This is a genomic window from Amycolatopsis sp. NPDC057786, from assembly GCF_042797905.1.
Classification (GTDB): Bacteria; Actinomycetota; Actinomycetes; order Mycobacteriales; family Pseudonocardiaceae; genus Amycolatopsis.
On record NZ_JBHVKW010000014.1, the window covers coordinates 64,119 to 86,880 of the forward strand.

The 22,762-nt window shown below is 71.8% G+C and carries 12 protein-coding genes; 3 read left to right on the forward strand and 9 right to left on the reverse strand.

Going from position 1 to position 22,762, the window contains the following annotated elements; genetic code table 11:
* Positions 1-4 precede the first annotated feature (4 nt).
* Genes ACFVM3_RS11620 through ACFVM3_RS11660 form a run of 9 tightly spaced genes read right to left on the reverse strand, consistent with a single transcriptional unit; the run spans position 5 to position 19,205 of the window.
* The gene (locus ACFVM3_RS11620; protein WP_378437885.1) at positions 5-1,972 is read right to left on the reverse strand and encodes a condensation domain-containing protein; all 1,968 of its coding nucleotides are present in this window, start codon (positions 1,970-1,972) and stop codon (positions 5-7) included.
* Positions 1,969-3,093 carry a class I SAM-dependent methyltransferase gene (locus ACFVM3_RS11625; protein WP_378437887.1) on the reverse strand — a complete coding sequence of 375 codons (1,125 nt, stop codon included), beginning with the start codon at positions 3,091-3,093 and terminating at the stop codon, positions 1,969-1,971. The genes ACFVM3_RS11620 and ACFVM3_RS11625 overlap by 4 nt, the downstream gene beginning before the upstream one ends.
* Positions 3,090-4,457, reverse strand: coding sequence for a methyltransferase (locus tag ACFVM3_RS11630; RefSeq protein ID WP_378437889.1), 1,368 nt, complete (start codon positions 4,455-4,457; stop codon positions 3,090-3,092). The genes ACFVM3_RS11625 and ACFVM3_RS11630 overlap by 4 nt, the downstream gene beginning before the upstream one ends.
* Positions 4,442-5,839, reverse strand: coding sequence for an ABC transporter ATP-binding protein (locus tag ACFVM3_RS11635; protein ID WP_378437891.1), 1,398 nt, complete (start codon positions 5,837-5,839; stop codon positions 4,442-4,444). The genes ACFVM3_RS11630 and ACFVM3_RS11635 overlap by 16 nt, the downstream gene beginning before the upstream one ends.
* Positions 5,836-6,612 carry an ABC transporter permease subunit gene (locus tag ACFVM3_RS11640; RefSeq protein ID WP_378437893.1) on the reverse strand — a complete coding sequence of 259 codons (777 nt, stop codon included), beginning with the start codon at positions 6,610-6,612 and terminating at the stop codon, positions 5,836-5,838. Before ACFVM3_RS11640 ends, ACFVM3_RS11635 begins: the two co-directional genes overlap by 4 nt.
* A complete protein-coding gene (locus ACFVM3_RS11645; protein ID WP_378437895.1) occupies positions 6,609-7,568 on the reverse strand; it encodes an ABC transporter permease subunit in 960 nt (319 codons plus the stop codon). Before ACFVM3_RS11645 ends, ACFVM3_RS11640 begins: the two co-directional genes overlap by 4 nt.
* The gene (locus ACFVM3_RS11650) at positions 7,565-9,067 is read right to left on the reverse strand and encodes an ABC transporter substrate-binding protein (protein ID WP_378437897.1); all 1,503 of its coding nucleotides are present in this window, start codon (positions 9,065-9,067) and stop codon (positions 7,565-7,567) included. Before ACFVM3_RS11650 ends, ACFVM3_RS11645 begins: the two co-directional genes overlap by 4 nt.
* Positions 9,064-15,405, reverse strand: a complete 6,342-nt coding sequence (locus tag ACFVM3_RS11655; protein WP_378437899.1) for an SDR family NAD(P)-dependent oxidoreductase — start codon at positions 15,403-15,405, stop codon at positions 9,064-9,066. The genes ACFVM3_RS11650 and ACFVM3_RS11655 overlap by 4 nt, the downstream gene beginning before the upstream one ends.
* Positions 15,402-19,205 (reverse strand): amino acid adenylation domain-containing protein, encoded by a 3,804-nt coding sequence (locus tag ACFVM3_RS11660; protein WP_378437901.1) that lies wholly within the window; start codon positions 19,203-19,205, stop codon positions 15,402-15,404. Before ACFVM3_RS11660 ends, ACFVM3_RS11655 begins: the two co-directional genes overlap by 4 nt.
* Before the next feature lie 147 nt (positions 19,206-19,352).
* Between ACFVM3_RS11660 and ACFVM3_RS11665 the strand changes: the two genes are divergently transcribed.
* From ACFVM3_RS11665 to ACFVM3_RS11675, 3 genes are all read left to right on the forward strand, one after another.
* A complete protein-coding gene (locus ACFVM3_RS11665; RefSeq protein ID WP_378437903.1) occupies positions 19,353-20,105 on the forward strand; it encodes a thioesterase II family protein in 753 nt (250 codons plus the stop codon).
* Entirely contained in the window at positions 20,102-20,830 is a 729-nt protein-coding gene (locus ACFVM3_RS11670) for a class I SAM-dependent methyltransferase (protein WP_378437905.1), read from the forward strand. The genes ACFVM3_RS11665 and ACFVM3_RS11670 overlap by 4 nt, the downstream gene beginning before the upstream one ends.
* A 178-nt stretch (positions 20,831-21,008) precedes the next feature.
* On the forward strand, positions 21,009-22,424 hold the full coding sequence (locus ACFVM3_RS11675; RefSeq protein WP_378437907.1) for a pentapeptide repeat-containing protein: 1,416 nt from the start codon (positions 21,009-21,011) through the stop codon (positions 22,422-22,424).
* Positions 22,425-22,762: the final 338 nt, after the last annotated feature.

Consider the following 22,762-nt stretch of genomic DNA (forward strand, 5'->3'; position numbering starts at 1 on the left):
CCGCTCACGTCGAATGTGGCCGCGCGGCGCGGATCCGGGCGGCCACACTCGCGAGGGTCGGTGAGGCGAGGAAGTCACGGACGCTCACCGCGGTGCCGGTCTCGCGCGCGACGCGGGCCAGTGCGCGCACGGCGAGCAGCGAATCCCCGCCCATCGTGAAGAAGTTCCCGGCCCGGTCGACTTCCGCGACGTCGAGGATCTCCTGCCACAGCGCGGCGATCCGGCGTTCCACGTCGTCGCGCGGCGGGCCGGATTCCTCGGCCTCGGCCGTGTCGGATCGCGCATACCTGCCCAGTACCAGGGTGTCCGGGGCCGGATCGGGATGTTCCCGGCCGGGCAGCGGTACGGGCGAGTCCCAGGCGCCCGGCTCGGCGAGCGTCCGGACGTGGTCGAGCAGTTCGGCGAACATGCCGGTGATGAGGCCGGGTTCGAAGATCTCCTCCACGTAGGAGAACACCGCGGTCATGGTGTCGTCGAGTTCGAACAGCCGGACTTCGAGCGCGACCTGCGGAGTGCGGAGCTGCTGGTGGTGGTCGTGCATGTCGATCACCCCGAGCGGCCCGGCGTCCCCTGGCAGCCGCTGGCCCATCGCCGCGTCCATGCCGAGGGTGCTTTGGAAGACCACAGGCGCCACCGGCCGGTGCGTGCCGCGGTGCCTGCCCAGCTCACGGGACACCTCGACACCGCTGACGAGGTTGTGCGCGGCGGCGTCGCCGAACTGACGCTGGCACGCCAGCGCCAGGTCGGCGAAAGAAGCGGAAGCGTCCAGCTCGACGGGGATCAGCATGGTCGACGCGAACGCGCCGATGATGCGGTGCACGTCCTGATGCAGGGGCAACCGGTTGAGCTGCAAGGAGTTCAGCAGCATGACGCGATGCCCGGCGGCACGGGCGAGAACGCACGCGTAGGCGGTGAACACGGCCGCGGAAGGGGTGACACCGTGTGCGGCGCACTGTGCGCGCACGGCGGCCCAGGTCGCCGCGTCCAGGGTCCGCTGCGTCGTGGCCATGAGATCCGGGCGCGCCTCTGCGGGGTCGAGACGCAGCGGCAGCGCGGGCGGCTGCCCGAAGCCGGGGAGCCGGTCGAACCACCAGTCGCGGTCGGCCTCCCACGCCGCGGTGCCGGGCAGCCGCCGAACCGACGTCACGTAGTCGCCGTAGTCGACCTCCAGCGGCGCGAGGGTGGCGTTCCAGTCGGCGACCAGCGCGAACAGGTCGCGATAGAACACATTGGACGACCAGCCGTCGATGATGAGCAGGCTCACCGCGCAGTGCAGCCGCGCGTTGCCGTCGTCGAGCAGTGTCAGCCGGATGTCGATCCCCGGGCCTTCGCCGGGATTGGGGCCGTTCGTGCTCATCTCGTGCCGCAGGGAAGCCAGTGAGCGCGCGACGTCGTCGGCCGGGACGCCGCGAAGGTCGTTGACGACGAGGCCGGGCACGGTGGCCGGATCGTCGGCGGGAAGGATGCGCTGCCGTCCGTCGGGCAGCACGCGGGCTCGCAGCGTCGGCTGGTGCACGACCAGCCTGCGCAGCGCGTCCTGGAGCGCTTCCGGCGCGTCGTCGGGGTCCACTTCGGACAGTCCGATGTCGACGTAGTGGTGCGCCGACGGGTATGACAGTTCCCAGCCGTCCTGCTGGCCGACGAAATACCCCTGCTGCAAGGGAAGCAGGGGGAACGGCTCGTCCGGGTCGGCGCGTTTGGCGACCTCCACGGGCAGCGCCCGGCCACCGCCGGTGGCGCGGCGGGCGATCAGCTCGGCGAGTTCGGTGAGAGTGATCTCGACGCGGATGTCGGACAGCGCGAGTACGACGCCGAGCTGCTTGCGGACCTGCGCGGACATGCGGACGGCGAGCACGGAATCGCCGCCGAGGGTGAGGAAACCCGCGTCGTGCGGGACCTCGGCTGGGGCGAGCCCGAGCAGCTTGCCCCAGATCTCGGCCAGGAGCTCCCGGTGGTCAAGGGTGGTGGTCATGAAAGTTCTCCAGGTTCCGAAGGGGTGGCGGCCAGCAGCGACTGGCCGAGGGTGCTGAGCGGGTGGTCGCGACGGGGCAGGTCCAGCAGCGGCCGCAGGCCCGCGTGGCGGAATTCGCCGAGCCATTCGTCGCGGGTGAGGAAGATCCGGTCGCTCCCGGCGCGCAGATCCGCCGAGCCCGCCGCGGGACGACCGGCGGCCGGGGACATCAGGAACTGCATGGAGACCGCGGCCTGGAGGAGGTCGCCGCACGACTCGACGACCAGCAGCAACCCGCCCGGCCGCAGCCAGGACCGCGCCGTTTCGAGAACGGCACGGACGTCGACGGCGTTGTGCAGGACGTTCGCCGCGATCACGGCGTCGCAGGATTCCGGCTCGACCGAGTGCGTGCCGGGGTCGTTGATGTCGAGTTCGCCGAACCGCACCCGATCGTCGTGCGCCAGGATCTTCTTCGCCGTGTCGAGGAAATAGCGGGACACGTCGGTGAACAGGTAGTCGAGGTCGCCGGTCAGTCCACTCAGGACGGGGATCGCGGTGGCCCCGACACCCGCGCCGAGTTCCAGGAAGCGCGGCGTCGCGGGCGATGCCGTACGAAGGACGTCCACGAGAGCGGCGTTGAGGTAGCCGTTGATCACGTTCTCGCGGTAGACGCCGTCCGCGGTCGCCGTGCTGTCGGTCCCGAACAGCACGGACTGCAGGGTGACTTCGTCGCGTAGCAGCTCGGGCAGCCGCGCCGCCGTAGCGTCGAAGAACCCGCTCACCTCAGGCGGATAACCCAGCCGCGCGCACAATTCGGCCAGTGGCGCGGGATGCGCGGGCGCCGGGGCGAGGTCACGCAGTACGGTGCCGTCGTCCGACGCGCGCAGCTTCCCGTGTCCGATCAGGGCGCGCAGCCAGCCGCGGACGATCCAGCGGTGCCGTTCGGCGACCCGCAGCCGCTGGAGGACCTGCTCGGGGCGGTGGCTGACGCCGGGGCGGAACAGTCCGGCCCGGCGAAGCGTGGCCGCCATGGTGTCCGTCGCCGCGTCGTCCAGCCCGCGCATCGCCTCGGGCAGGGCCGCGAGGTCGACGCCGTCGATGGCGGCCAGACCGGCCTGGTGGCACGGTTCCGCGGCGATCACGACGTGCTCGCCGGATGCGGAGCGGGGTCGACCTCCACCGTGACACCGCGGGCGCCGGGCAGGTCGCGCAAACAGGCGCGGGCCGTGGCACGCAACCGCTGCAGGGCGAAGCGCCGCAAGGGTTCGTGGGTGTTCCCGCCGGGCAGCGCGGCGACCTCGGCGGCCGGGCGCCAAGCCGCCGACGCGGGGGACACCACCTCTAGCAGCCGGGGATCGTGGGCGGCCAGCGTCACGCTCGCGTCGTTCCGTGCCACCAGCGTGGCCAACCGGGCGGCCGTGATCGACGACCCCGGCGCATCGGGGAGAGCGCCGTTGGGGATGTCCGGGATCCGGACGCCGGAGCCGTCGAGCACGGTGTCCAGCCGGTCTGCGACGTCCGGCCAGCGCAGCGGGCGGGGATCGGCCGTCGGAAAGGCCGGATCGACCGCGAGAACGCAGTCGAAGCGGTAGCGGGTCAGCTCGGAATCCGCGTCGAGGAGCTTGGGGAACGTCGCGATCCTGATCTCGCGCCCGGCGCCGGCACCGGCCTTGGCGGCGATCCGCGCCAGCGCGACGGGGTCGAACAGCAGTTCCTCGTCCCGCGCGGCCCTGGCCTCGGCGCGATCGGCCAGATCGGGGCCGGTGCCGCGCCGCCGCTCGACCCACGTGCTGAACTCGGTGTGCAGCCCCGCGTGCCGGTTGTCGCCGATCACCACATATCCGCCCGGGGCCACCGTGCGTACGGCCGCGCGCACGACCGCGTCCAGATAGCCGGTGTCGGGGAAGCACTGGGTGACGGAGTTGAGCACGACGCAGTCGGGCCCGGCGGCGGGAAAGCCGGCGGCGGCCATGGCGGAGGACACCACGGGAGCGTCCGTTTCGTGGGCGGCCGCGCGCACGGTCTTCAACGTGCCCGGTACGGAGGGGAGCGGGTGGACGGAGTCGGCGACGACGTCGGTGCCGACATAGCCCTGGACGAGGGGAGCGAGCCGGTGCAGGAGCATGCCGGTGCCGCAACCCAGCTCCAGTATCCACTCCGGCCGCAGGCCCGCGATGAGGTCGACGGTCCGCTCCACCCACTGTCGCATGTGGACGGTGGACAGCGGTTCGCCGGTGTCGGACGCCCGCCAGCCGCTGAGGTCTAGGTCCCCGGCGACGTCGCGGGGAGCGGCGCCATAGGTCAGCTGGTAGACCTCGCTCCAGTGCTCGAGGTATTCGGTGACGAGCGCACCCGGTACGGGCGCCGTCGCGAGCAAGTGCGCGGCGGGATGGATCCGTACGCCCGCGTCCGTGGGCTCGGCATGGCCGATCCACGGGTGGGCGCGCAGCTTCGCCGCCACTGTGGCGAAGAGTGTGGTGTCGGGCCTGGTCAGCGGTTCGGGCACAGGGTGATTCCTCCTTCGTCGCGCGGGTTCACCGCGGTTTCGGCGAGCAGGCTGTCGTGCAGCCGCAGGACTCGGTCCGCGTGGCGGACGACGCGGGGGTCGTGGGTGACGGCCAGGACGGCCATCCCGTCGACGCGGTGACGGGCCAGCATCCCGAGTACGGCCTCGGCGGTCTCGTCGTCGAGTGCCGAAGTCGGTTCGTCGGCGAGCAGCAGCCGCGGCCGGGTGGCGAGCGCGCGGGCGAGGACGACACGTTGCCGCTGGCCGCCGGACAGCGCGCCGGGACGACGTCGTCCGGTCGCGGGGTCGAGCCCGACGGCGGTCAGGAGCTCCTCCGCCGCCGAACGGGCCTGGTGACGGGAAAATCCGCGCAGGACCCGGGCGGGACGGGCGACCGCGGTGATCGCCCGGTGCGCGGGGTTGAGGGCGTCGAGCGGATCTTGCGCCAGATACTGGATCGCGCGCAGCTGGTCCCGGTCACGGGTCCGGAGCGACGGCAGCGGACGGCCGTCCAAGGTGATCAGTCCGGAGTGGACCTCGTGAAGTCCCGCCAGCGCGCGTAACAACGTCGTCTTCCCGCTACCGGACGCGCCGACGAGCACGACCGATTCGCCACCGTGCACGGTGAAGGTCGCGTCGCGGACCAAGGCCACGGGCCGCTCGATGCTCATTCCTGACACCGTGAGGACGGCTTCGGTGGTCGGCGGCCGGGGCGGCGACGGAGGCAGGACGATCGGCGGGGAGCCGAGGCCGACCACGCGATCGGCCAGTGCGGCCACGAACTCGCGGTCGTGGGAGATGATCAGGGTGGCGCCGGTACCTTCGTCGCGACGTCGGCGGACCACGTCGGCGACGCGGCGGACGGCGTCCGTGTCCAGTGCGCTGGTCGGCTCGTCGAGCAGCAGGAGCGGGGGACGACCGGCGATGGCCCGGGCGAGGGCGACTCGCTGGGCTTGTCCGCCGGAGAGCTGGTGCGGCCGTTTCCCCCGGACCGTGGCGGGGTCCAGTCCAGCGGTGCGCAGCGCGTCGTCGACCTGGCTCCCGCCCGATTCGGAGACAAGGCGTTCGACCGTCCACAGAGGATTCAGCGTGCCCGCCGGGTCCTGGCCGAGAAGCCCGATGGCCCGGCTTCGCCAGGCGGCCGACGGTCGGCCTGGTGACACCGGTGTCCCGGCCCACGTGATTTCGCCGCCCACCCTGCGCAGCCCTGGGGGTAGGACGTCGAGGATCGTCCGCAGCAGCGTCGTCTTCCCGCTGCCGGACGGGCCGGTCACGGCCACCACGGTGTTCGCGGGTACGTCCAGGCCGACGTCGTCGAGCACGGGATGACCCAGTCCGTCGTGGACGGTCAGGCCGCGCACGGTCAGCTCCGCCGGGGTCATGCCGTCACCGGTTCCCGGCGGCGGGCCCGCAGCGCCCACGTGACCAGACAGGCCAGCGCCCCGAGCAGGAGCGCCGGCGTGGCCACGGCCGCGGGGTTGTCCGCGGCCCCTGGCAGGTTTTCGCGCAACATCAGCGCCCAGTCCGGCTCGGGCGGCTGGGCACCGAACCCGAGCAGCGTCATCGTGCAGGCCAGTTGCAGCCCGAGCACGAACCTCAGCCCCGCCTCGGCCACGATCAGCCCGGCCATGGCCGGGGCCATCTCCCGCACCAGCAGGACCGCGGTGTTCTCGCCCCGGCCGCGGGCGGCGTCGGCCCAGCCCGCCGCACGGGTCCGTCGGGTGGTGTCGCGGACGATTTGGGTCGTCAGCGGCGCTCCGCCGCACACCGTGGCCACGACGACCGCGACCGGACCGGGTACGGCCACCGCGAGCACGAGCGCGACCAGCAGCAGCGGCAGCGCCACGAGGACATCGGCGAGTCCGGTGATCAGCCTCCCCGGCAGGCCGTCGTTCCAGCCCGCGACCAGTCCACCGGCGACACCCACCACGCAGGTGATCGCCCCAGCAGCGGCCGCGAGCAGTACCAGGCCCGCCCCGCCCGCCAGCGACCGCGACAGCACGTCCCGGCCCAGCACGTCGGTGCCCAGCAGGTGGCCGAGCCCAGGCGGCGTGAACGGCGTACCCGAGACGGCCGCCGGATCCCGTGGAGCCAGCAGGCCTCCGGCGAGTGTGACGACCGCGAGCGCCGCCGCGGTGAACCAGCCGGTCTTCATCGCCGTTCCTGCCGGGCGTCGGCGGCCGTGGCCGCGAGATCGGCCAGTGCGGTGCCCGCGACGACGATCAGCGCGCCGATCAACCCGACCGCCGCGACGATCGGCGTGTCCCGGCCTGCGACCGCGGTGACGAGCAATTCGCCCAGCCCCTGGTAGCCGAGCATGGTTTCGACGACGGCCGCCGCGGTGACGGTGCCGGCGGTCAGCGTCGCGGCCGCGCGGATCGCGGGGGACAGCACGAACGGCAGCACGTGCCGGACGTGCAGGCGCAGGCCGGTGACGCCCCGCGCCACGGCGTCACGGACGTGGGGTGCCGCGCAGGCGTCCGCGACGGCGCCACCGAGCAGTCCGCCGCCCCAGGCCGCGGCAGGCAGGGCGAGCGCGAGCGACGGCAGCACCAACAGATCCGGCCGGTCCAGCGGCGACCCGCCGGGCAACAGCAATGAAACCGGCGGCAGCCACCCGAGCAGCGCGCTGAGGACGAGGACGAGAGCGGCGACCACGACGACCTGCGGGATCGACGAGACGGTCGTGCTCAGCGCGGCCCACCGCCGTGCCCAGCCGGGCCTGCTGCCGCCGATGGCCCAGCCGAGCGCGAACATGAGCGGCAGCGCGATCAGCACCGCCGCCGCCGTGAGCACGGCCGTCGCTTCGAGCCGGGGCAGCAGCAGATCGGCGACCGGCCGGTCGGTGACGAGTGAACGTCCCCAATCACCACGCAGGATCGCCGCGGTCCACTGTCCCCAGCGCTGCCACAGCGGCGCGTCCAAGCCGAGGGTTTCCCGCAGCTGCCGCAGGGTTTCCTCGTCCGCGCGGCTCCCGGTCCGGGTCTCGGCCGCGTCCGAAGGCAGGGCACTGACCGCGGCGAACACCACGGCCGAGACCACGACGGCGGTCGCGGCGGCCCGCACCAGCACGAGGCTCCCCGTGCGGGCCAACGACGAACGAGCGCTCACGCGGTGATCCGCACCTGGTCGATGAACAGCCGCGCGAACCCGGGCCCCGTCGGCAAGCCGCCGACACCGGGACGGGACAGGTCGAGCCCGTCCCCGACTCCCCACACGAGGTAGCCGCCCTCGTCCCGGAGTTTCCCTTGCAGGGCACCGAAAGACTGGGTACGTCGCGCGGTGTCGGGGTCGGCGAGCGCGGCGTCGAGGTCGCGTTCCCAGTCAGGGCGGTTCCACGCGGTCTCGTTGGTGGGCGAGGCCGCGCGCAGCGCGATGCGGGAGACGTCGAGGAAGCCGATCCCGCCGAGGTAGCTGACGTAGAAATCGGCCAGCGCGTAGGTCTTCGTCCAGAAACTCTCCGGCGGATCGACCTTCACGGTGACCTTGAGGCCGATCGGTGCGAGCTGCTGGGCGAGCAGTGTCGCGGTGGAGTCCATCCCGGGATACGCCGTCGTGGTGTGCAAAGTGACGTCCACACCGCCCTGGTATCCGGCTTCGGCCATCAGCGCGCGGGCCCGATCGAGATCACGAACCCGCTGGGGGAGCTGAGGACTGCTGGGATCGGCCGGGGTGAGCAGGTCGTTGCCGACCTTGCCGTACGCGCCGAACACGGTGCCGGTGAGTTGCTGCCGGTCGGTGGCGAGCTTGACGGCTTCGCGGACCTGGGGCTTGTCGAACGGTGCCCGGTCGAGCCGCATCACCACGGGATAGGTGGTGACCGCGGGACGGCGGACCACCTGCGTGCCGGCGCGTTCGGCCTGCGCGGCCGCGGCCGGGCTGACGCTGCCCGCGACGTCGGCCTGCCCCGAGCGGACCGCGTCCGCGCGTGCCTGCGGGTCGGCCAGCGCGCGGATCTCGATCCGTTTCGTCGGCGGTTTCGTTCCCCACCAGCCGTCGTTGCGTTCGAGGACGGCGTTGGCGGGATCACCGCCGGTCATCCGGTACGGCCCGGACCCCGGCGCGGGCGTGCTGAAATCCGTCGTGCCTTCAGGCACCACGAAGGTCGCCGACTGCAGGGCTTCCGGCACCGCCGCGAACGCCGTCCGCGTGCGCAGTTCCAGCGTCGACGCGTCGATCGCGCGGGAGCCGTCCAGATCGAACATCGCCATCCGGCCGTAGTTCTCGGCCGCCTTGGCCTGCATCCGGCGCAGCGAGTACAACGCGTCGGCGGCGGTCACCTTCCGGCCGTCGCTGAACGTGGCGTCCGCGCGCAGGGTGATCTTCCATCGGGTCTGCGAGGCGTCCGGTTCCCAAGCAGTGGCCAGGCGGGGCCCTGTGGTGCCGTCGGGGCCCGCGACGGTGAGCACGTCGTAGAGCAGGGCGAACCGCAATGCGTCGGATTCGTTGCCGAGTCCGCCGTGCGGGTCGTTGCTCGCGGTGGCCGCCGAGCCGACCGCCGCGTAGCGCAGGAGATCCTCCGAGGCCGGGGTGGCGTTGCCCGAGGTGCAGGCGGTGGCCGTCAGGGTGGCCGCGACCAGGAGGGCGATGCGGCGGGGAACGCGGGTCACGAGGTCGGCCTTTCGGGGTGGGAGAGTTCGTCGTTGATCAGCGCCGCGATCGCGGCGACCGTTTCGCCGCGGAGCAGGGCGTAGTGGTGCGCGTCCACTGTGGACGTTTTGGGTGGCCGGCTGAGGAGAGGTGTCCAGCCGAGGTCGGCGGGATCGCCGGGGACGTCGTCGACGCCCATGCCGATACCGGAGTTGACCGGAGAACGTTGCCCCGCCTTGACGATCAGGGTGCGGGTTCCCGGATCGGCGAGCCGCGGTGGCCGATAGGCGGCCAGCCCCCGCAGGTGCCGCGCGAACACCTCGACGCGTGCGGCGGCGCTGGTGCCCGCGCGAAGCAATCCGTGCTCCCGCAACACAGTGTCCACTTCGGACTGGGTGGGCTCCTGGGCGGCGGCGAGTTCCGTGTCGAGGTAGCCCGCCAGCGACGCGAGGTAGCGGCGGCGGATCTCGGCGTCGCCGCCAGGGACGTCGGTGATGTGACTCGGCTCGTTGGAATCCAGCAGTACCAGCAGTTCGGTGTGCTCCCCGGACTCGTGCAGCAGACAGGCCACCCGCTGGGCCAGATCGCCGCCCATCGACCAGCCGCCCAGCAGATACGGGCCGGTGGGCTGGTGGCGGCGGAGGACACCGAGATAGAGCGCGGCCAGCGCGTCCACGCTGTCGGGCGCGTCGCCACCGGACAGGCCGGGGTCGGTCAGTGCGACGACGGTGGTCTCCCGGTCGATCAGCCGGGACAGCTCCGTGTAGCACAGCACGTCCCCGCCCGAGGGGTGCAGCAGGAACAGGGTCCTGCCGTCCGGAACGCCCTCCCGCAGCAGCAACGCGATGTCGTCGTCCTCCACCGACGCCTGCGCTCCGCCGGTCCACGACACCGGATCGTCGGCGAGCCGCCTGACCCTGGCGACGTGGTCGGCGATCGCGGTGGCGACCTGGCCGGGCGGCACCACGGGGTCGAGGACATCCCACTGAAGCAGCAGTTCGCCGCCCTCTTCGAGGACCTGGTGGTCGAGCAGGGTCTGCGGGGTCTGGCTCAGCGCGGCGACCTTCCGGCCGATCCAACGCGGGTCGTGGTCGGCGCCGATGACCTCGGTCAGCCCGAGCGCGCTGGTGAACACGACGGGCACGGCGGCGACCTCACCCTGTGCGCTGGACTTCTCCGCGAGCACGTCCAGCGCCGAGAACTCGCGATGGTCGAGGTCGTCGAACAGCCGCCGCTGGGTGCGACGGGCCCGCTCGGCGAAGGTGCCGACGTCCGCCTCCTCGGTCGCGTGCAGGACGAGGGAGGTGAAGTCGCCGACGACGTTCGGGACGTCCGGGTGGATGTCCGGCCGGTCGAACAGCGTGAGCATCACACTGAACGCGGACCGGCCCGACCAGGCCGCGAGCACGTCGGTGTACACGGTGAGCAGAACGGCGGTGGGGGTGACGCGGTGCTCGGCGGCGAGCCGCCGCAGCCGTTCCCAGCTCGCGGCGTCGAGCGTCGCGGCGTGCCGGACGAAGCGGCCCGCGGCGGCGTCGTCGTCGACGGGGATGGGCGGTGCCTCGGGAATCGCCGTCAGCCGGGCCCGCCAGTACTCGGCGGCACGGGCACCGTCCGCTCCGTCGCGTCGAGCTTCGAGCGCCCGGACGCAGTCGGCGGGGTGGATCCCGACCGGTTCGAGCACACGGGTGGGATCGGTGTAGCAGGCGTGCAGGTCGCGATCGACGATCCACCAGCTCGCGGCGTCGCAGATCAGGACGTCCACGCCGAGGAACAAACGGGTCCGGCCGCCGGGCAGCCTGGCCGCTTGGACGGTGAACAGTGGCCAGCGGTCGGCCGGGCCGGGTTTGAGACCGACGCGGCCGCGAAGGGACGAAAGACGGCGATCGCGGTCCACTTCGGACAGTTCACGCAGATCGTGGGTGCGGATCCGGTACCGCGGCAGGTCGCGCAGCACTCTCGCCTGCCCCTGTGAGTCCACTATGGACCGCAGCATCGGATGCCGGGCGATCACCTTGTTCCACGCGTCCTCGTAGCGCGCCAGGTCCAGCTCGGCGCAGTCGTACTCGAGGAAGAAGTGACACGGCACGTCACCCCAGCGGTAGCCGCCGTCGCGGCCGATCCAGTACGCGTGCTGGACCCGGGTCAGCGGAAAGGATTCGGGCTCGGCCGCGGTCACGGGGGCCGGCGTCCGGGGCGATGGGGGAGTGGCGTCGCGTGCTCGCAGCAGGCTCGCCAGCCCGGCCACGGTCGGGGCGGCGAGCAGATCGGCCAGCCGGAGCCGGACGCCGTGGTCCTGGGTGAGGGTGGCGAGCATGCCGGTCGCGAGCAGGGAATGGCCACCCAGCGCGAAGAAATCCGCGTCCGGCGAGGTGATCGCGACGCCGAAGAGGTCGCTCCACAGCCGTGCGATCCGCTCCTGCAGGGCGTCGGCGAACACACCGGCCTCACCCTGCTCACCCGGTGCGGTGTACGCGGCGGCGGCCATGCGTTCGGTGAGGTCGGTGCGGGACACCGCGACGACCGGCGGCACGGATCCGGCGACATGCCGGTCGAGTACCAGGTCGAAGGCCCGGCCGCCGGTCGCGGCGTCGAGCGCGTCGCGCAGGGCAACTTCCCGGTCCGCGCCGCCGGGCCCGACGCTCCAGCCGTCCCAGACGACGCTCGTCCAGCCGGTGTTGGCGGTCGCCAGCGCGTCGAGCGCGGCGTTGGCCGCCGCGTACGGGCCGGTGCCGATCCCGCCGACCAGCGTGGCGGCCGAAGACATCAGGACCACCAGGCCGGGCCGGGACGCTTCGGGTAGTGCGTCGATGGCCGCCTGGAGCGCCCGCGCACCATCGACCTTGCCCAGCAGCTGCGCGGTGACCTGGTCCGGCGTGACGTCGCGAAGTGGAACTGCCCGGGTGGTGGCGGCCGCTCCGGCGGCGTGCACGATCACGTCGGGCTCGTGTTCGGCGAGCAGCCCGCGCCAACCGTCCACATCGGACGCGTCGAGCGTACGGGTGCGGATGTCGAGGCCGTCGGCCTTCAGCGCGTCGAGGGTCCGGGCCGCGTCGGGCACGTCGGAGGCAGGGCGCCGCGAGGTGATCACGACCGCGGCGCCACGCCGGGCGAGGCGTTCCGCGACGACGAGCCCGACGTCACCGAGCCCACCGGACACGACGGCTCGCCGCGGTCCCTGGACGGTCGTGGTCGGCGGGGTGAGCGGCCAGACCTCGATGTCGCGCTGCCAGCGGACGCCGGATCGCCAGGCGATCTGCCCGCCGCGTTCATCCGGCGACCGGACGAGATCCGCGAGTTCGTCCACTATCGCTTTCGCCGCACGTTCCGGATCGGTGGCCGGCGGGAGATCCACCGTGCGCCACCGGATCCCGCGATGTTCCTGGGCCAGGACCCGGCTGAGCGCACGGGCCGCGGCGGCGCCGGTCGTCACCGCGTCGAGGCGTTCGACCCGGTCCGCGCCGAACGTGACCGCAAGCAGCTTCGGCACGGTCGTCCCGCTGAGCTTCCTCGCGAGGTCCGCGTGGGCCAGGACGACCTCGCTCACGTCCAGCCCGGGAGCGGTCAGCACGACGACGCCGTCGATGGAAGTCCCCGGTTCGTGATCCTCCACTGTGGACATACCGAGCGCTTCGGCGATCGGTGACGGGGAATCGGCGGCCAGCAGGAAATGGCCAACCGGCGTCGTACCGGAGAGCGGGGGAAGCTGACGCCACCGGGGCAGCCGGAGTAGCCCGGGAGCACGGGCAGGCGTCACCGGTTCGGCAGGTGGGTCGATCCAGAGCCGGCGGGGCTGGAAGGCGTACCCGGGCGCCGCGACCCGCGCACGCTGACCGCGACGTTGCGCGCCGAGCCCGATTTCCCCGCCGTGGGCCCACAAGCGGGCGACGGCGGCGCGAACGGATTCGGTTTCGAGGCCGGCGCGGTCGTGGTCGAGCGTGATGGCCGAATCGAGCAGCGCCGGGTCGCCGTGCGCACGGGCCAGCGTCACCAGGCTGCTGCCCGGGCCGACCTGGACCAGCACGGCAGGCGCCGGATCGAGCGCGACCCGCAGGGCCGGGGAGAACACGACGGGATCCCGCAGCTGCCGCGCCCAGTGTTCGGCCGTACCGAGTTCATCGGTGACCGTGGTACCGGTGAGCGTGCTGACCATCGGGATTTCCGGCGTGGTGGCGGCGAGGTTCGCCGCGGCGGCACGGACGGCGGGGATCGCGGGGTCGACGAGCCGGGAATGCAGGGCCGTGTCCACGTGCAGCCGCCGACACCGGATTCCCGCGGCGGTCGCCTCGGCCTCCAGCGCAGAAATGGCGTCGGCCGGACCGGACACCACGGATCCGGCGGGCCCGTTCAGCGCGGCGAGGTCGACATCCGGATGCGCCGCCAGCAGACCGGAGACGTCGGCGAGGTCCAGCGACAGCATCGCCCCGCCGCCGGCGGCACGCGACACCTCGGTGCAGCGCACCGCCACCAGCCGGGCGGCGTCCGGCAGGGCGAGTCCTCCTGACACCACGGCGGCGGTGTACTCGCCGAGGCTGTGCCCCAGCACGACGTCCGGCCGGACGTCCCACGACTCCAGCAACCGCGCGGTGGCCAGCGACACCGCGAACAACGCGGGGAGCCCGACCGCCGCGTCCCGCACCCGGTCCTCACGACCGTCGAGCACGTGCCGGATGTCGTGTCCGGTCAGGGGAATCAGCAGCTCGGCGCAGGTGTCGACGGTCCGGGCGAACACCGGTTCGCTCGCGTACAGAGCCGATCCCATACCCGGGTATTGACTGCCCGCTCCTGGGAAGGCGAAGATCACGCGGGGGCGGGAAGCGGGCACGGGCCCTGCTTCACGCAGTGCGGCCGCGGCGGCGTCGATCCGGGCAGGCGCGCAGACGACGGCGATGCGCCTGCTGTGCTGGGTCCGGCCCTCGTCCAGGGTGTACGCCAGGTCCGCGAGGTCGGCGGAGTCCTTGAGGCTGGGGAGGTGGTCACTCAGATCGCGGGCCGCCTGGCGGGTGGCGGCGTCGGTCTGCCCGGACACGACGAGGATCTGCGGCCGTTCGTCCGGTGTGGACGGTGGCCGCGCCGGTGCGGGGCCGAGCACGACGTGGCAGTTGGTCCCGCCGATACCGAAGGAGCTGACTCCCGCGAACTCCGCGTCCGCGGGCCACGGCCGGGCATCGCCGGAGAGCGCGAAGGCGGACCCCTCCAGCCCGAGCCGCGGGTTGACCGGTTCCGAATGCGGTGCCGGGGGCAGCACACCGTGAGACCGCGCGAGCACGGTCTTGATCAGCGACGCGACCCCGGCGGCGGTGTTGGCGTGACCGATGTTCGCCTTGACCGAGCCGAGCCCGCACCACGGCCGTTCGGACTGCCCGAACACGGTGCGCAGGGCCGAGACCTCGATGGGGTCACCGAGCGCCGTCGCGGTGCCGTGGCCCTCGACGTAACCGACCTGGCGTGGCGCGACGCCCGCGACCGTCTGTGCTTCCGCGATGACCCTCGCCTGACCACGTGGCGACGGCGCGGTGAATCCCGCCTTGACCGCCCCGTCGTTGTTGACCGCCGAGCCGTGCAGGACCGCGAGTACGGGGTCGCCATCGGCCAGCGCGTCGGCCAGCCGTCGCAGCACGACCGCGCCGACGCCCTGGGTGTAGACGATTCCGGTGCCGTCCGCGCTGTAGGGCCGGACGACGCCGTCCGCGGCGTAGATCCCGTCCGGCACGTGGAGATAGCCGTGCCCCTGCGGAACGATGAGCGAAGCCCCGCCCGCGAGCGCGGTGTCGCATTCCTCGGCCAGCAGCGCCTGGGCCGCGGTGTGCACCGCGACCAGCGAGCTCGAACAGGTGCTGGTGATCGACATCGCGGGCCCGGTCAGGTTCAACCGGTACGCGACCTGCAGGGGCAGGTAGTCGCCGTGGGTGGCCATCGCCGCGCGCAGACTCCCGACCGGGTCGGCTCCACCACCGGTCGGATCCCAGCGCCTGCCGAGATTGCTGGCCAGGTAGGCGCTTTGCGACGCACCCGCGTAGACGCCGACGGTGCCCGCGCCGACGCCGCCGCCATGGCCCGCCTGCTCCAGCGCCTGCCAGGACATCTGAAGGAACAGCCGTTGCTGCGGGTCCATCAGCGCGGCTTCGGCGTCGGTGAGCCCGAACGGCTCGGGATCGAACAGGTCCTGGCCGTCGATGAGCCCGCCCACGGGGACGTAGCCGGGCGCGGTGGCCAGGTCCTCGGGCACCCCGGCCGCACGCAGTTCGTCCTGGCCGAACCGGGTAAGGCCGCTACGGCCCGCCAGCAGCAGGTCCCAGAACGCGGCGGCGTCCACCGCGCCGGGGAAACGGCAGGCGAGTCCGGTGATCGCGATCATCGGGCGACCTGCTCTGCCTGCTGCCGGGCGGCGCGGCGTCCCCGCGGCGCCGGTGTTGCCGGTGTCGCGGCGGCGGGCGGGCTCTGGCGCGGTGCCAGGAACGCCGCGAGCGCGCGGACGGAGGGGTGGCCGAACAGGTCGACCACGGTCAGCGTGTCGAATCCGTGTGCGACGAGCTGCCGGTGCGCCAGCACGAGGGTCAGGGAAGTGGCACCGAGCTCGAAGAACGCGGTCGTGGCGTCGACGCCGGAGCCGAGCAGGGAGCGGAACACCCCCAGCACGGTTTCCTCCAGCTCGGGGCTGGCCGTCGCCTGCTCTGGTTCTCGTCGTTCGGGTTCGGGTTGTGCCACCACGACACTCCTGGCAGGCACGGCGTCCTTTGTGGACGAGGGGAGGGCGAGGTTCAAGAGGCCGTCCGCGCTGAGCCGTTCCTCGAGGTCGATGCCGTGGGCCGCGGAAGCCGCCCTGGTACGGCGGCTCCATTCCGCGGCCGAGGCCAGCGCGTCGGCCGGGGTGAGCGTGCCGGGGGAGACGGTCAGGGACACCTCCAGACCCAGATCCGCCGCGCGCGTCAAGGCCTCGGCGAGCCAGTTCTGCGGGGCGGCGGGTTCCTTTTCGTCCACTGTGGACGGTTCCGTGGCGGCGGGGGTCTCGGTGCGCCGGTACGGGTTGGGCAGGGCGGCGTAGTCGATCTTCCCGTTCGCTGTCACTGGGAACCCGTCCAGCACCGTGAACCGCGAAGGCACCATGAACTCGGGGACCCTGGTCCGCAGGTGTGCCGCGAGTTCCGCGGTGTCCGGGGTCCGCCCGGTGTCCGCCGGGACGAGGAAGGCGACCAGCCGCGGCCGGTCGTCGGGACCGGGAACGGACATCGCCACGGATTTGCGGACGCCGTCCGCGCGGTCGAGCACGGACTCGATCTCGCCGAGTTCGATACGGTGGCCGCGGATCTTGACCTGCCGGTCGACGCGGCCGAGGAACTCGATCGTGCCGTCGTGCCGCCACCGCCCGAGATCCCCGGTCCGGTACAGCCTGCGGTCCAGCACCGGATGCCGCACGAACCGGTGCGCGGTCTGCTCGGGGTCTCCGATGTAGCCGCGGGCAAGGCCGTCGCCGCCGATGTGCAGCTCGCCCGGCACACCGACCGGCACCGGCAGGCCCGCCGGGTCGAGGATGTCGAAGCTCTGCCCGCGTAGCGCGCGGCCGTAGGGAATGCTGCGCCAGGCCGGGTCGACGTCTCCGATCGGATGGCAGATCGACCAGATCGACGCCTCGGTCGCGCCGCCGAGGCTGACGATCTCGGCGTGCGGTGCGAGTGCGCGCAACCGGTCGGGCAGCGTCACGGGAATCCAGTCGGCGGAAAGGAAGACCAGCCGCAGCGACCGCAGCGCGCGGTCGGCGAGGCCGGGGTCGATCTCGGCGTATTCGACGAGCATTTCCAGCAGCGCGGGGGCGGTGTTCCACAACGTCACGCGGTGCCGGGCCATGAGTTCGAGCCAGTGCCCGGGGTCGCGCTGGTGGTCGGCGCTCGGCAGGACGAGTGCTCCGCCGACGCCGAGGACGCCGAACACGTCGTGCACGGACAGGTCGAAGCTGAACGCCGACAGGGCGAGCATCCGATCGTCGCGGGTGAGGGGGAACCGGTCGACAAGGTCGTCGATCGTGGTGCGGGCCGCGCGGTGTTCGATGGCCACGCCCTTCGGCTTTCCCGTGGAACCGGAGGTGAAGATCACGTACGCGAGGTCGTCCGGCGCGGGACGGTTCGGCCGCTCGGCGGTGCCGGCCGTGGCGTCGAGGACGACGGGGTGGACGGTGACGGTGCCGGGCCAGCTCAGCTCGACGTCGTCGGTGACGAGCGCGTGGCCGATCCCGGCCTGGGCGCACACCGAGGCGACGCGCTCGGCGGGCCAGGCCGGCTCGACCGGGACGTAGCCCGCGCCGCTCGCGGACACCCCGAGCATCGCCACGATCTGGGCCGGGCCCTTGGGCACCGACACCGCGACGAGGTCTCCCGGGCCGACGCCTGCCTTGGTGAGCCCATGCCCGATCGCCTCGGCCGCGCGGAGGAGTTCGCCGTGGCTGAACGCGGATTCTGCACCCAAGAGCGCCGGCGCGTCCGGAACCTCCCGTGCCGCGGCGCGTAGCGGGTCGTCCAGCAGCGGGCCCGCCTCGCCGAACGGTGCGGCGTCCAAAATGGCGTGCGGCGCGAAAGTGGGGATCCAGCCCAGCGTGGGGTCCGACCAGCGGTCCGGGTGATCGGCGAGTGTGCTCAACAGCCGCAGATGCGCGTCGGCCATGCCGTCGACAAGACCTTCGGGATAGGCGCCGTCGACGCTGTCCCAGCACACGCGAAGGCGGCCGCCCTCCTCGTAGACGATGTGGTCGAGCAGGACCTGAGGTGTCTGCGAGATGCCGAAAACCTCGGTGCCGAGCCAGCCTGCCGGGTCGTCGCCGCCGGGTGAAAGGCCGAGCCCGCTGGTGAACACCACGGGATGCGCCGGCGCGCCGAGCGAGGCAGGACCCCGGCGGGCGGCCTGCATGCCGTCCACCTCGCGATTGTCCATATCGGACCAGAATTGCTCGTTGACCGCGCGCACGTACGCACCGAAGCCGGATTCCGGTTCCCAGACAGGCATCTGCACGAGCACCGTCGAGGTGAAGTCGCCGACCACATGCGCCAGCTCGGGGTCATCCGGCCGGTCGAACAGGGTGGTGTTGAGACAGAAGGCCGCGGTGGCACCCCAACGGGTGAGAGTGAGTCCGTACGCGGCCAGCAGCAACGCCGTCGGGCTGACCCCGTGCGACGAGGCCGTCTTCTTGACCGCCGCCCAGTGAGCGGCGTCCAGCTCGGTGGCGCGCCTGCTGAACCGGTGCGCGCCGATCGTGGCGACGTCCGTGGCCGTGGGCAGGGCAGGCCCCGGCGGCAGGGCGCGGTCGGCCCAGTAGCGGGCGGCACGTTCGGTCTCCGGCCCGGGCGTGCGCGCGGCCCGGCGGCGCGCCAGCTCGGCGAACGTGGTGCCGGGTTCGGGCAGCGTGGCGCCGGGGTCGGCCACCAGGGCACCCCATTCCGTCATGATCTGCATCCAGCCCGCGAGATCGAGCGCCAGCACGTCCACCCCGACACACACCCGGGTGCGCTGACCGGGCAGTAGCACGACATGGAGATCGAACAGCGGCCAGCAGCCGGTGGGCCGGGTCTGGTGGGACCACTCGGCGCGCAGCTCGTCGGCGACCCGCGCGGCGTCGGTGCCGGGCAGTGTCCTCAGATCCGTCACCGGGATCCGGTAGGGCGGCACCTTGGCCAGCACCCGGCCGGTGGCGTCCGCGTCGACGACCATGCGCAGCGCGGAATGGCGCTCCACCAACCTGTTCCAGGCGGCGCCGAGCACAGCGGCCTCGTCCTCACCGGGCGGCGTGTCGCGCTCGAACTCCCGGTAGTAAAAGGTGGCCACGCCGCCGAGCGGGAACGCCGGATCGCGTCCCACCCAGTACGCGGTCTGGATGGGCGTGAGCGGGAAGGTCTCGTCGCGCGGTTCCGGATCGTCCTGCCGTGCCCGGTCACCGAGGGCGGTGGCGACGGTCCGGGCCGTGGCCTGGTCGAGGAAGTCGGTCAGCGCGAGGGTGACCCCGGTGGTGTCCAGCAGCAGCCGCCGCAACCGCACCGCGGTGAACGACTCCAAGCCCAGCGCCATCAGCGGGATGTCCGCGCCGACCGTCGCGGGCGCGATGTCGAGTGTTTCGGCGACCGCCTCGATCACGTCGTCGAGGGGGGTTGCTGCCTCTGCCGGGACCGCGCTCACCCAGTTCTCCTTCACGGTCGAGGGAACGAAACGGCGGAAACCGTCACGCGCTGTCCTTCATACACGAAAACGGCTATCGTTTTCATCTGATGGAGCAGTATTGCTCCGTGTGGACGAACACCCTGTGTGTCGAATGAAGGGAGACGCATGAATCGCGCCGAGCCGGCGAACCGGGCGTGGCGATGTCCAGCGCCGAACCCCGGTGCCCGGGTGCGGCTGCTGTGCTTCGCCCACGCGGGCGCCGCGGCGAGCGCGTTCCGGCCGTGGACGGAACTGCTGCCGCCGTGGATCGAACTGCACGCCGCCCAGCTCCCCGGCCGCGAGGACCGCTGGGGCGAACCGGCGCGGACCACGATGTCCGGTGTCGTCGCGGATCTCCTGCCGGGGCTGACCGCGTTGGCCGATCGGCCGACCGTCCTCTTCGGACACAGCCTTGGCGCGACCATCGCCTACGAAGCCGCCTGCGCGCTGAGGACCGCGGCGCATCTGGTCGTCTCGGGCAAGGAACCGCCGCATCAGCATCAGCGCGACAGCTTCCACACCGCGCCGGACGCCGAACTGGCCGCCGAGATCGCGCGGCTGCGAGGCGAGCGGCCGACGTCGATGGCCGCGCTCGGCGGCGACTACCTGCTGCCCATCCTGCGCGCCGATTACGCCGTCAACGAGACCTACCGGCCGGTCATGGACCGGGAACGGCTGGCGTGTCCCGTCACCGCTCTGACCGGCGTCGACGACGGCGAGCTGACGTCCGCGCACGCGCACGCCTGGGCGGCGTACACCCGAGCCGATTTCCGGGCGGTGTTCGTGCCCGGCGACCACTTCCACCTCTTCGACCACCCCGCGGCCACGATCGCCGCGATCACCACGGCCGCAGGCCCACTCGCGGAAGGAACCACATGACCGAGGACTTCTACCACCGGACCGCCGAGTACGTCGCCGTGCTGCTCCGGCAGGCATGGACCGGCCTCGGTCCGGCGCTCGCGAAGGCACTGTCCGATGTGGACACCAGCGACGGGCCGGTCGTCGACGTCGGCGCCGGGACCGGGATCGGCACCGCCGTCCTCGCCGCCGCGCTGCCCGGCGCGGACATCATCGCCATCGAACCGAACCCGGCCCTGCGGACGGCGCTGCTCACCCGGTGCGTCGAAGACGACGACCTCGCCCGCCGCGTCACCGTCCTCGGCACCGACGCGCTCGCCGCCCCACTTCCGGACCGGCTTTCCGTCGTCCTCGCGATGAACGTGCTCGGCCACTTCGGCCCCGGGGAACGCCGCGCCTTGTGGAAGCTGCTCGCCGACCGCCTCTCTCCCGGCGGACGGGCGATCCTCAACCTGCAGCCACCCACGACGGCCGTCGCCGTTCCCTCGACCCCCATGGCGCAGGTGCGCATCGGCGACCGGGAGTACCTCGGCGTCGCCGCCGCCGAACCCGCCGGTCCGGACGCCATCACCTGGACCATGACCTACCGGGTCGAGCAGGGAGGAAGTGTCGTCACCGAGCTGACCGCATCCGATCTGTGGCAGGTGATCACCGCGTCGGCGCTGGCGGACGAAGTCGCCGAGTATGGTCTCCGGCTCACGGTCGCCGACCCGGAGCACGACCTGTACACGATCACCCGAACCTGATTCTTTCCATGTCGTCGCGCGAGCGGCCTGGCGCGTCCAGGCCTGGATAGCCACGACGAGCTGTTCGACAGGCCTCCTCGCGCACGCACGGCGCCGCTCAACGACGAAAGCGACGAGTGGCAACCCGGGGTGACGGCCGTCCGGAACGCTCCCGCCGCGTTCCGCGACGATGGAGGTCATGACCGACGACCCGCGGCCCCCAACCGTCACTGCCCCGTCGCCGAACATGACGTCGCCGTCGGTACGACGACTCCCGGAGCTGACCAGGACCGCGATGTGGAGCACCGCGCTGGCGATCGCCGTGCTGACCGCCGCGGTGGTGGTGGCGTTGTGGTGGCCGGCCACCGCCGGACTCAACGGCCCCGACCTGGTCAAAGCCCGCCTCGACGCGCTCAAGGTCGGCCTGAGTGTCGGCGTCGGCAGCGGTGGCGTGGTCGCCCTGTATCTCGCCTGGCGCCGCCAGCACTCCACCGAAGTCGCTCTCTCCCAGCAGGAGCGAACCGCCGACGACCTCCGCGCGGACGCCGTGGAACGGCGGATCACCGAGCTCTACCTGAAAGCCGCAGAGCTACTCGGCTCGGAGAAGGCTCCGGTTCGTCTCAGTGGCCTTTACGCGCTGGAACGTCTCGCCCAAGACAACGGATCGCAGCGGCAGACCATCGTCAATGTCCTCTGCGCCTACCTCCGCATGCCCTACGAAGCCCCCGGACCGCGACCAGGCGACGCCGAGCAACGCGAACAGCACCGTGCCGTCATACAGGAACGCGAGGTCCGGCTCACCGCACAACGCCTCCTCTGCGACCACCTCAAACCCGGCCGCGACATCGCCTACTGGGGCCGTCTTGACCTCGATCTCACCGGCGCACACCTCATCGACTTCAACCTCGACGACGCGCTCATCGGAACCGGCATCCTCAGAAACGTGACCTTCGCCGGTCGCACCGACTTCACCAGGGCGGTCTTCAGTGGTCATACAGACCTCATGGGCGCATGTTTCACCGGGAAAGCCCTCTTCGTCAGAACCACCTTCACCAAAGGGGCCTGGCTCAGCGACACAACTTTCCAGGGCCCGGCCACGTTCGCCTCGACCACTTTCAAAGAACATGCGGATTTTCGAGAGGCAACCTTCAAGCAATCCTCAAAATTCACCGAAATGGTCTTCACTCAGAGCGCTGCGTTCAGCAAAGCAACCTTCGGTGGCGAAACGTACTTCCACGGCACAACCTTCACCCAGGACACGGCCTTCACCGGCGCGACCTTCGCCGACTCGATCCTCTTCGTCGAAGCGGACTTCAACGGACGCGCAGCCTTCGACAACACGCATTTCCGCGGCGATGCCTTCTTCACCCGCGCCACCTTCACCCGCAACGCGCTGTTCGGCGAGGCGACCTTCACCCGCGAGGCCCACTTCGCCAACACGACGTTCCTCAGGGAGGTCTCCTTCGGCAAAGCCACCTTCACCAAGGACCCCATCGTCGCCGGCGCGAACTTCGCCCGACCACCCGTCTTCACCGAAGCAACACTTGGCGGGAAACCATACTCAGCCGCAGAAAAAACCTCAACCTATAGCCCGAAACCAAGCCAGCCAGACTGAGCCGCCCGCACGCCGCTACTCGTCGATACCCACGACGCGCCGAACAACCTGTGGGTTCCAGAACGGGGAAGGACATAATCGCCCGCCATGTCGTTGCGTCTGCTCGGTCTGATCTTCTCCCGGCCGGCGGGCCTGGTGGTGTTGGCCGGCCGCTCGTCAGCGTCTGAGAACGTCGAGTCGTTGTCAGCCGAGGCAGGCGCGGACGGCTTTGGCGAGGTTCGCGGTCCTGGGGGCGTTGGGTCGGCGGTGGTGGTGTCCCGCAAGTGGTCGTGCGGCCGGAGCGTGTCGCGGAAAACCCATAACGCGCCGCGACTGTACCCACAAAGGCGATAGACCAA

What these genes read in the sequence shown, in the direction of transcription:
- ACFVM3_RS11665 (WP_378437903.1), top strand. Translation starts at nt 19,353, where the DNA reads ATGAATCGCGCCGAGCCGGCGAACCGGGCGTGGCGATGTCCAGCGCCG.
- ACFVM3_RS11640 (WP_378437893.1), bottom strand. Translation starts at nt 6,612, where the DNA reads ATGAAGACCGGCTGGTTCACCGCGGCGGCGCTCGCGGTCGTCACACTC.
- ACFVM3_RS11655 (WP_378437899.1), bottom strand. Translation starts at nt 15,405, where the DNA reads ATGATCGCGATCACCGGACTCGCCTGCCGTTTCCCCGGCGCGGTGGAC.
- ACFVM3_RS11675 (WP_378437907.1), top strand. Translation starts at nt 21,009, where the DNA reads ATGACCGACGACCCGCGGCCCCCAACCGTCACTGCCCCGTCGCCGAAC.
- ACFVM3_RS11620 (WP_378437885.1), bottom strand. Translation starts at nt 1,972, where the DNA reads ATGACCACCACCCTTGACCACCGGGAGCTCCTGGCCGAGATCTGGGGC.
- ACFVM3_RS11635 (WP_378437891.1), bottom strand. Translation starts at nt 5,839, where the DNA reads ATGACCCCGGCGGAGCTGACCGTGCGCGGCCTGACCGTCCACGACGGA.
- ACFVM3_RS11670 (WP_378437905.1), top strand. Translation starts at nt 20,102, where the DNA reads ATGACCGAGGACTTCTACCACCGGACCGCCGAGTACGTCGCCGTGCTG.